The 9,323-nt window shown below is 38.2% G+C and carries 9 protein-coding genes; 6 read left to right on the forward strand and 3 right to left on the reverse strand.

Features of this window, described 5'->3' with window-relative positions; genetic code table 11:
- Positions 1 to 200, forward strand: a 200-nt coding sequence (locus A6M55_RS17585) for a hypothetical protein (protein ID WP_229235535.1), incomplete at its 5' end; no start/stop codon positions are given.
- 6 nt (positions 201 to 206) lie between these two features.
- The gene (locus tag A6M55_RS13000) at positions 207 to 722 is read left to right on the forward strand and encodes a hypothetical protein (protein ID WP_064198028.1); all 516 of its coding nucleotides are present in this window, start codon (positions 207 to 209) and stop codon (positions 720 to 722) included.
- A gap of 141 nt (positions 723 to 863) precedes the next feature.
- On the opposite strand, the gene A6M55_RS13005 is transcribed toward A6M55_RS13000, so the two are convergent.
- The 3 genes from A6M55_RS13005 to A6M55_RS13015 are packed head-to-tail and all read right to left on the reverse strand — an operon-like array spanning position 864 to position 4,912.
- Complete coding sequence (locus A6M55_RS13005) at positions 864 to 1,415, reverse strand: cob(I)yrinic acid a,c-diamide adenosyltransferase (protein WP_064198029.1); 552 nt, start codon at positions 1,413 to 1,415, stop codon at positions 864 to 866.
- 49 nt (positions 1,416 to 1,464) lie between these two features.
- On the reverse strand, positions 1,465 to 3,942 hold the full coding sequence (locus tag A6M55_RS13010; protein ID WP_064198030.1) for a hypothetical protein: 2,478 nt from the start codon (positions 3,940 to 3,942) through the stop codon (positions 1,465 to 1,467).
- Positions 3,899 to 4,912, reverse strand: coding sequence for a hypothetical protein (locus A6M55_RS13015; RefSeq protein ID WP_064198031.1), 1,014 nt, complete (start codon positions 4,910 to 4,912; stop codon positions 3,899 to 3,901). The genes A6M55_RS13010 and A6M55_RS13015 overlap by 44 nt, the downstream gene beginning before the upstream one ends.
- A 176-nt stretch (positions 4,913 to 5,088) precedes the next feature.
- Here A6M55_RS13015 and A6M55_RS13020 point away from each other — a divergent pair, with 176 nt between their 5' ends.
- The 4 genes from A6M55_RS13020 (at position 5,089) to tyrS (ending at position 9,060) form a co-directional block, all read left to right on the forward strand.
- Positions 5,089 to 5,592: a hypothetical protein gene (locus tag A6M55_RS13020; RefSeq protein ID WP_064198032.1), complete on the forward strand. Its 504-nt coding sequence runs from the start codon at positions 5,089 to 5,091 to the stop codon at positions 5,590 to 5,592.
- A gap of 43 nt (positions 5,593 to 5,635) precedes the next feature.
- Positions 5,636 to 6,847: an S-adenosylmethionine:tRNA ribosyltransferase-isomerase gene (locus A6M55_RS13025; RefSeq protein ID WP_064198033.1), complete on the forward strand. Its 1,212-nt coding sequence runs from the start codon at positions 5,636 to 5,638 to the stop codon at positions 6,845 to 6,847.
- Positions 6,848 to 6,990: 143 nt separating this feature from the next.
- Positions 6,991 to 7,650 (forward strand): porin family protein, encoded by a 660-nt coding sequence (locus tag A6M55_RS13030; RefSeq protein WP_064198034.1) that lies wholly within the window; start codon positions 6,991 to 6,993, stop codon positions 7,648 to 7,650.
- 90 nt (positions 7,651 to 7,740) lie between these two features.
- A complete protein-coding gene (gene tyrS / locus A6M55_RS13035; protein WP_064198035.1) occupies positions 7,741 to 9,060 on the forward strand; it encodes a tyrosine--tRNA ligase in 1,320 nt (439 codons plus the stop codon).
- The last annotated feature ends 263 nt before the right edge of the window (positions 9,061 to 9,323 follow it).

Below are 9,323 nucleotides of genomic sequence, written 5' to 3' on the forward strand. Positions count from 1 at the left end.
AAACCGTCTTTGTAATAAACCGAAATAAGTGCCGATTTGATTTTCTTGGTCATTTTGGAATGATTTTTGCAGTATTACTAATACAGATATGTTTGATGCCCGTGCCAAGTTTTGAGCAGCGAGTCATAAATATTGAAAGTGCAAATTTAATGCTTTTTCTTGATAAGATAATAATTGCTCCCAAAACATTAAAAAAATAGCAAGAAATGATTAAAAAGTGTGTACTGTTGGGTATTTCTATGCTGTTTTTGGGGAATGAGGTTTCTGCACAATCTCAAAATAATACAAATTTGCGAAATCAATATTTGGGAGTTAGATATAAAGATTATCGAGAGTTGCGAGAGCTTTCAAAGGTAAACAGCAATATGATTAACCTTCATTATGGAATCGCCTTAATGAAGAAAGAGGATAAACATTTTCTTTTTTTATCAAGATTTGAAAACTCCGAAAACCATTCAGATGATTTTCAATTAAAGGTGATTGACATCAAAGAGATTCCGAAATTCAATGAGTTTTATCACTGTGTATCGGTGAAAGGATGCTCACAGAATGGTAAAAACGACCCAACGCTTTTTGCATTGGCTGTCATTGAGCCAGAAAAGTATCTTACAAAAATCGTGAAGGTTTGGAGGCTCGATAAGCCTACGGGTAAGATTTTAGATTATACGAGTTCGGGTGTGAAGTGTATTAATCATAGCCAATTGGCATTAGTAAGTGAGTAATCTTAGCAAAGTAGCGGAGGAGTTTTCTCCTCGCTACTGAGCGTTTCTATACGAGGTGCAGGTTGTCCGAAAGGTGGCTTGCATCTTTTTTTTTATGTCAAGAAGAAAGAAAATTATTCATTTTCCATTATCAATTCTACATTAAACACGTGGTTTCCACGCTACTTCTTCGCTGCCCAATTCCTGAGTCATTTTTCGAGAAAGTACAAAGAGGTAATCAGAAAGACGATTTAAGTATTTTATAATCAACGGATTAACTTCTTCTTCGTGCGAAAGTCGGATACTTAAACGCTCGGCTCGGCGGCAAACCGTGCGGGCAACGTGCGTATAAGAAACCGACTGATGTCCACCTGGCAAAACAAATGCTCTGAGTGGAGGAATTTCGGCATCCATCAAATCCATTTGTTTTTCGAGTAGCTCAATATCTTCATCCAAGAGGTCAGGGATTTTCTTTCTACGCACTTGTTCGGGTTCGGAAGCTAAATCAGACCCAATCGTAAATAAGCGGTCTTGAATTTCCTTCAAAACATCCTTTCTTGATTCGTTGATTGCTTGGTCACGCACGAGTCCTATCCAAGAGTTTAGTTCATCGACCGTTCCGTAAGTTTCGATTTTCAAATCTGCTTTGCTGATCCGAGTACCGCCAACCAACGAAGTCGTGCCAGCATCACCTGTTTTTGTGTATATTTTCATTTTGTTACTTTAAAAATCTCCGTTCCCTGAGCGAAGCCGAAGGAAACACTTATTTCCCTGCCAGATAATCTTTATAAGTGCTACATTCTTCAATCAGTTGGTCTTCGTAGGCGGTGCTGCCGAATTTTGTTTTTAAGAGATTGAAGTAAGTAGAATATTTATCTTTTTTCAAATTGGCCAAAACTTGCTTATTTTCGGCTTCTTTTTTCTTCATTTTGTCTTCTGGGAGCAAATAAATGCCATCATTGAGCTTCAGAGCAATGGCATTGTATTTAATTTGCTGACAAGCCGCTGCCAAATAACAAGCTTTAGCGGCAAGCTCAGGTTTGGGTGCGGTTTGCATAGCTTTATCGAAATAAAAGAGCGATTTTTCGTAAGAATAATAATCGTCTTGCTCGTTGATGGCATCCATGCTACTCCAACCACGACGCAGCAAAATCCAGCTATTGCCATAATAACTCATGTTGTAGCTGCCACAACCCAAAAGGAGCCAACTCTCATAATCGTTCGGATTTTGCTTTACTTTTTCGGCCAATGTGGCCATTCGAGTTGCAAACGAGAGTGGCGTTACTCTCTGTTTTGCATTTACATCGCCTTGCCCGTTTAAGCTAAACGGATTTACATCTAAATATGTTTGGAAAGGCTCGGCTTGCCATGTTTTTGGCGAAATATGTTTCCATGCTTCTGCTGCCTGTGCGTATTGATGCTCTGACAACGCCCTGCGGCCCAAAACCATGTAAAGATAATCGTTGTCGAATCCAGCCAATTTCTGTAAGCGTTTATCAAAATCATTGGTAGATTTTTTTGAGAAATAATCAATCACATAACCAATGGTTTTTGATGATGTCGAATCTTCGATTTTGTATTGGTCTGTATTGCTCATAAACGAAGCAGTTCCACCGTATTCGGTTTGTTTAGCTTGCTGATACGAAGCCAAAACCTTCATAATAAAAGCCTTAGCTTGATTTTCGGGTGAAGCATTAGACGAGGAACTACTTTTTTCAGCGGCATCTTTTTTACCGAAACATCCCGAAAACCAACCAAGAGATTTTGTGCCTTTGTTTTCGGAAAGTGTCGTTTTTTCTCCTGAATTTTCGGCAAATTCATCGTTTACGGGTAAACCTTCATATTTAGCGGCCAAAATTTTACAGGCAGCATTAAAGTTATTGGCCGTGCGGAATTTATCGGAGCGAGCAAATTTTTCGAGCAATGGCATGACCGTTGCTTCCATTTTGGGCGTTACTTCGGGCGTTTCATAGATAGCCAGCATCATTTCTTGCATTGCCATTTGGTCTTTCAAACCTTGATTTTCTGTCGGAATCGCTTTGGCTTTTTGTAATAATTCGCTGGCTTTCTTGAAGTCTTTGCCGATAAATGTCAAATACGAAGCGGCGGTGTACCAAAATGGCGAATTTTTCAAGCCTTCACTTTCTGCGGCATCGAGATTAAAGGCCAATAATTGCTCGAAATAATTTTTTGCATTGCTTTTCCATTCGACTTTTTTCAAGGAATCTACTGCCCAAAAGCCGTATTGAATGGTCTCTTGACTATTGAAAAAATAATACTCGTTTTTATTAATTTCACGAGCCATTACAAACTCCAATAAATGATTTTTTGTGTCTAAACTTTTAATTTTCTCAAGAAAAGGTAAGCCATCTTGTAGCGGTAAAACAGCCGTTGCGGCATATAAATTAGCCTTTTCGGTGTCGTTTTTACAATATTTTACGGCATCTTCACTAAACTTTGAAGCGTATCGCAAACTCAAATAAGCTGCCGATTGGCGAGTAGGAGCGTTGACCAGAAGTTGAGAAAAAAGATAATAAGCATTCGTCGAGTCGCCAGCGTGCATGTACGCACCCGCCACGCGAGAAGCCGCCCAATCGCTGATAAATGTTTTGGTTTTTAGGGGTTTTACCAGCTTTTCGTATAAGTCAATGCTTTTTTTATAGTTTTCCTGAATACTTGCCAGTTTTACCGCTTGATATGCCAAACGTTCTTTCAAAAAAACATCATTCGTTTGATTATATTTTGCCAATGCATCCATCAATAAAGTATCATAGTCGGGCTTTACTACTTGTTGATTTGTATCAATGGCTGCATCATCAAAATTTCCTAAATCGTTGGCCTCGACTTCTTTGGCCAGTTCGAGGTATTCAACTGCATCGCTTCTTCCTTTTTTTCTTAAAGCGTCACGCAAACCAGTAGAATATTCACCAGTTGGATACAATTCTTCGCTCACTATTTTTTCCGAAACACCCGCATATTCAGCCCATGCTTTTACGTTGGCTTCTTGGGCAGGGTCGGTTTTTACTTCGTCTGACCAGTAATTATCGCCGTAAGTAAACTGCGTAGTAAAATTATAAGGTCGGAATTTGGCTTCATGGGCTGCACTTTCGGGCGAGAAAAAACTCTTAAACTCATCATAGTCAAACGGCATGGGGCCGCAGGCAATCAAGAATAAAATAATGAATGATTTTGTTCGATTACTCAAACGAAGCATAGATTTCAGCGAGTTTTTCATTGCCATAAAAAGTGATATTCTGTTGGTCTAAATGATACAAAGCAAAGGTAAGTTTTTGACTTGATATTTTTTCATGCAAGGTCTTTGAGCCTTTGATAATTTCTTCGGCACTCACTTCCTCGACCCGAATCATGTCGCCTTTTCTTAACGAAATTCCAAACGCCGAAGTATCGGCCAAAACAGTAAATTTATGGTCGTTTTTTTCTAAGAATTTTTGTTTACTAAGTGCTTGATTATCAATGTTATTAATGACGGTCAAGAAAACATTATTGCGGTAAATAATCGCCCATCTAAAAATCGGCATGACCAAATCAAGTGAGAGCGGATATTTATCAAGTGTGGACAAATATTGCGAAGCTGCATCGAGGTCATAAATCGAATTCCGAATTTGTGGCTTTTTCCAGTTCGACATATTATAAAACATCAACATTCCACGCTCTACGGGCGGAATGCCTGTTTTATGAGCAAATTTTATTTGATGTAGCCTAATAGTGGCCGAAAGGTGTTTTTCGGGAAAAAGTTTTTTGAAAGCTCTGAGTAAGTAAAAATAACGTTCACGGGTCGAAATCGTCCAATCGCAGTCGAACTGAATTTCTTCAAATTGCTTATTTTTTAGTAACGTTCGGAGGTGTTTATTGATAAACGAAATCGTTGTATCTAATTGTTGGCCAGTGGTTTGTTTTAAAACATTATTCGTAATAAAAACCGTTGGAATGATGGTAAGATTTGTCGGAATTTCCTCTTCAAATCTAATCGAAGCCTTCGGAACCGCTCGTGCTTTCGTAAAATCCCAATCCACATCAAAAGCCTTGAAATAGAGTTTTTTTATTTTGCACGAATCAAGTGTTTGGCGTTCGGTTTCGCTGAGCTTGAAAGTTGACTTCCAGTAATAAATACCTCTCGAAATATCTTTAGGAGTGCTTGCTGTTTGGCAAGAAAGGCAAAAAACAAAAGCAAAAAACAAGAAAAAACGCATGGCTTGGGTTTCGGAATGATTTTGTAAAGATACAATAAATTAGTTTTTTCAATAAAAATCTAATTCTCTCGAATCTCTGCCCTAACTTTGCACCCGAAAACAATCGCCCGAAACAGGCGGTTAAAAACACCGAGATACATTCTCAATTATACATTTTCCATTTTACATTAGTAAAAATGTCAATATCAAACGTATTCTTTAATTTTTGGCGTAAAGCCTCAATGCCACTTTTGGTGGTGGCTCTTATGTTATGTTATTTCACAATGCCCGATAATGCCGCCATTCACCACGATGAAAAAGGCAATCCAGATGGTTTTATTGATAAGCAAAACTTCTTTTATATCACATTTGCAGTAGTTATTGTTTTTAATTTTCTCTTGAATTTGCTGAAAGCACAAGTATTGAAAATTGATTTTGCGAAAGTGAATCCACTCAGTACTTGGGCTAAAAGTCCTCAAAAATTGAGTACGTTGATTGAAGGTTGGTTCAATGCTTTTGTGGCAATCACCAATACTTTTATTGCATTTGTACTAATCGGGTTACGCCGAATCAATAGTACTGAAGAACAAAAACTTGATTTTGATTATAATTGGGTGTTGATTGTAGGTTTCGCTTTATTGATTATCCTGATTTTCTTCTTGCCACTCCGATTACTTTTCTCGAATCCAAGCGAAGATTAATTGTTTGTAAGTACACAGACAATGGCATAAATCGTTGAAGAAAATGATAGAGATAAACTTAGAAAAATATAACTACGAACTTCCCGATGAGCGAATCGCACGTTTTCCTGTAGAACCCCGCGATTCGTCTAAGTTGTTGTTATACAAGGACTTGCAGATTTCGGAAGATGTTTTTTACAATCTAAAAAATCATCTTCCCGAAAATACGTTCTTGGTTTTCAACAATACTAAAGTTATTCCTGCTCGTTTGTTTTTTCAGAAAGCCAATGGCGTAGTTATCGAAGTTTTTTTGTTGAATCCCGTTGATCCGTCAACTGTAGTTTCGCAAGTAATGGAAACCACTAAAACTTGCACGTGGGCTTGCATGATTGGCAACAAAAAGCGTTTCAAGGAAAAAATCGTAGGAACATATAACATAGAGGTAGGGGAGTATCGTATACGCCCAGAAAACGTAGAGTTAACCGCTGAATTAGTCGATTCTGAAAAAAATTATGTAAAATTTTCGTGGAATAATTCAGATTTGACTTTTGCCGAAATCGTTAGGTATTTTGGACAAATTCCGTTGCCTCCTTACCTCAAACGGGAAACCGAACAAAAAGATTACGACACCTACCAAACCGTCTATTCAAAAAAAGATGGAGCAGTAGCTGCACCAACCGCAGGGCTTCATTTTACCGAACAAGTTTTCGCCGATTTAGCCCAGAAAGGGATCAAGCACGATTTTGTTACGCTGCACGTAGGAGCGGGGACTTTTCAGCCAATAAAAGTCCAGAACGTAATCGAACATAAAATGCACTGCGAGCAAATTGTTTTTGATAAATCGTTTATTATAAACTTGTTAGAAAATAATTCGTTCGTAATCCCAGTCGGAACAACCTCGATGCGTTCACTCGAAAGTCTCTATTGGTTTGGCGTGAAATTATTATCGGGAAAGCAGGATTTCTTTATCGAAAAGCTTTCACCCTATAATCAAACTGAAAGCTTCACAGCCGAGCAGTCGCTGAAAGCAGTTATTGATTACATGACCGAAAATAACCTTTCACAACTCGTCGGAGAAACCGAAATTTTCATTTTTCCGAGTTACGAATTTAAAATTTGTAAAGGAATTGTCACTAATTTTCATCAACCAGATTCTACCTTAATTTTACTTGTAGCGGCATTGGTAGGTGAAAATTGGAAGAAAATTTATGACTATGCTCTTGAAAATAATTTTCGTTTTCTAAGTTATGGTGATTCTTCGCTTTTGATTCCGTAATTTTGCGACTTAAATTTCGTTATCAAAGTAGTGCGGACTTTTGGTTCGCTATTGATATTAAAGAATTATTTCTCAATTACAGTGAGTTTATATTCACTAATACTAAAGCGATAGGTTGAATACCTGTCCTACAAAACATTTCAATGAAAAAAGCACTAACCACTATTTTAGTTTTTGTAAACATTCTTAGTTTTGCCCAGATCAGACCTGATACTCAGTACGGATTTAAGGTAGGTATCAGCAACTCAATGACTGCCATCATCAATAATCGAACAAACATTTCAAATAAATTGAGAAATGATTTCAATGCGGGAGGTTTTTATCGTTGGAATTTGAAAAAAATTAGTCTTCAACCAGAATTATACTACCAAGCAAAAGGGGGAAGCTTCAAGGCAACCACCAATTTTGCTGAAACTGGAAATACGATTTTACGTAATAACTATCAGTATCTTACAGGTTCGTTTGTAGTTGGCTACGAAATCGCCAAAAATATTCATTTAGTAGCTGGACCCGAATATGGTTATTCTATCAATTCAGGCTCAAAACGTGGACCATATACAAATTATGATTTCAGCCTTGCGGGTGGTGTGCGTATAGATATGCTCGATGCGGCTCACTTGTTTAGTTTAAATATTCGTTATATCCATGGTTTGACAAACACAACTAATAAAACTTATACGCTCGAAGATAAATCGGTGATTCCGCTCAACTTCCAAAACCGTACATTACAAGTATCAGCAAGTTTCAATTTCAGCGACTATTATCGTTGGGCAAAAAAAGACAAAGCGAAACAGAAAAAATAAACCCCAAGCCCCTAAAGGGGAGAAGATTACGTACCATTTTTTAGCTCCCCTTTAGGGCGGTTCGACGTTTCGACGGGGAGGTGATATACTATGAATTTTATCGAAGAATTACGTTGGAGAGGTATGTTGCAAGATGCCATGCCTGGCACCGAAGAGCAACTCAATAAAGAAATGACGGCTGGATATATCGGTTTCGACCCAACCGCAAAATCACTGCATATCGGTAATCTGGCAACTATCATGTTGCTAAAACACTTTCAATTGGCAGGACATAAACCTTATGCACTTGTAGGTGGAGCAACGGGAATGGTCGGCGACCCTTCGGGAAAATCTGCCGAGCGTCAGTTTTTGTCAGAAGAAGTGTTGAAAGCCAATCAAGACGGTATCAGAAACCAACTCGTAAAGTTCTTGGACTTTGATTGCGGAGCAAATTCGGCCGAAATGGTCAATAATTACGATTGGTTCAAAGAAATCGGTTTCTTGGAATTTTTGCGTGAAGTAGGTAAATACTTGACAGTAAACTACATGATGTCAAAAGATTCGGTAAAAAATCGTCTGACAACGGGTATTTCATTCACCGAGTTTTCTTACCAATTATTACAAGGGTACGATTTCTACTGGTTATACAAAAATAAAAACGTTCGCCTACAAATGGGCGGCTCTGACCAGTGGGGAAATATCACGACGGGTACAGAGCTTATTCGTAGAAAAGAAGCGGCAATAGTTGGCGATGTTGAAGATGAAAACGTAACACACAAAGCATTTGCTCTCACAACACCATTGATGACCAAAGCCGATGGACAGAAAATGGGCAAAACAGCAGGTGGCAAGACCATCTGGCTCGATGCTAATCTGACTTCACCTTACCAATTTTATCAATTTTGGTTAGGCCAAGACGATAGAGATGTGCCAAAATTATTGAGAGTATTCACGCTATTCTCGAAAGAAGAAATCGAAACAATCGAAGCTCAACACGCCGAAGCTCCACATTTGCGAATCGCCCAAAAAGCATTGGCAAAAGACGTAACCTCTCGCGTACACGGCGAAGAGCAATATGAGTTAGCCGTAAAAGCTTCTGAGGTTTTATTCGGAAAAGGAACACTCGAAACCCTCCAAAGTTTAGATGAAGCCACTTTTACGAGTGTTTTTGATGGTGTACCAACTACCGAAATCTCACAAGAAACTTGGGCTGGCTGTGCGAGCGTATTAGATTTGATTTCGGTTACGACCAGCAACGAAGTTTACGCATCAAAAGGCGAAGCTCGCCGTGCCATGCAAGGCAATGCCGTAAGCATCAACAAAGTAAAAATCACCGATGAAAAACTGCCAGTTTCCGAATTACAACTCTTACAAGGAAAATATTTATTAGTAGGAAAAGGCAAGAAAAACCATATTGTGAAAATTGGATAAGAAAATTATGAATTACGATTTACGAATGACGAATAGAAGAAAAAGACATAAGTAATTGATAATAAATAGATTAGTTGGTGTGTTTTGTGTAAGAAAAACATTCATAATTCGTAATTCGTAAATCGTAAATTATTTTTTTGGCATAATTTTGGTATTTCTAATTTGCAAAGAAAAAAAATACACTTATCTTTGCAGTCCCAAACAAAAAGGGAAACATACACGGGCATGGTGCAATGGTAGCATACGGGTCTCCAAAACCTTTG

It is taken from the genome of Emticicia sp. MM, from assembly GCF_001649495.1.

Bases quoted from the DNA above. Each gene is read 5' to 3' on its own strand.
- A6M55_RS13000 (WP_064198028.1), top strand. From the start codon at position 207: ATGATTAAAAAGTGTGTACTGTTGGGTATTTCTATGCTGTTTTTGGGG.
- A6M55_RS13005 (WP_064198029.1), bottom strand. From the start codon at position 1,415: ATGAAAATATACACAAAAACAGGTGATGCTGGCACGACTTCGTTGGTT.
- A6M55_RS13010 (WP_064198030.1), bottom strand. From the start codon at position 3,942: ATGGCAATGAAAAACTCGCTGAAATCTATGCTTCGTTTGAGTAATCGA.
- A6M55_RS13015 (WP_064198031.1), bottom strand. From the start codon at position 4,912: ATGCGTTTTTTCTTGTTTTTTGCTTTTGTTTTTTGCCTTTCTTGCCAA.
- A6M55_RS13020 (WP_064198032.1), top strand. From the start codon at position 5,089: ATGTCAATATCAAACGTATTCTTTAATTTTTGGCGTAAAGCCTCAATG.
- A6M55_RS13025 (WP_064198033.1), top strand. From the start codon at position 5,636: ATGATAGAGATAAACTTAGAAAAATATAACTACGAACTTCCCGATGAG.
- A6M55_RS13030 (WP_064198034.1), top strand. From the start codon at position 6,991: ATGAAAAAAGCACTAACCACTATTTTAGTTTTTGTAAACATTCTTAGT.
- tyrS (WP_064198035.1), top strand. From the start codon at position 7,741: ATGAATTTTATCGAAGAATTACGTTGGAGAGGTATGTTGCAAGATGCC.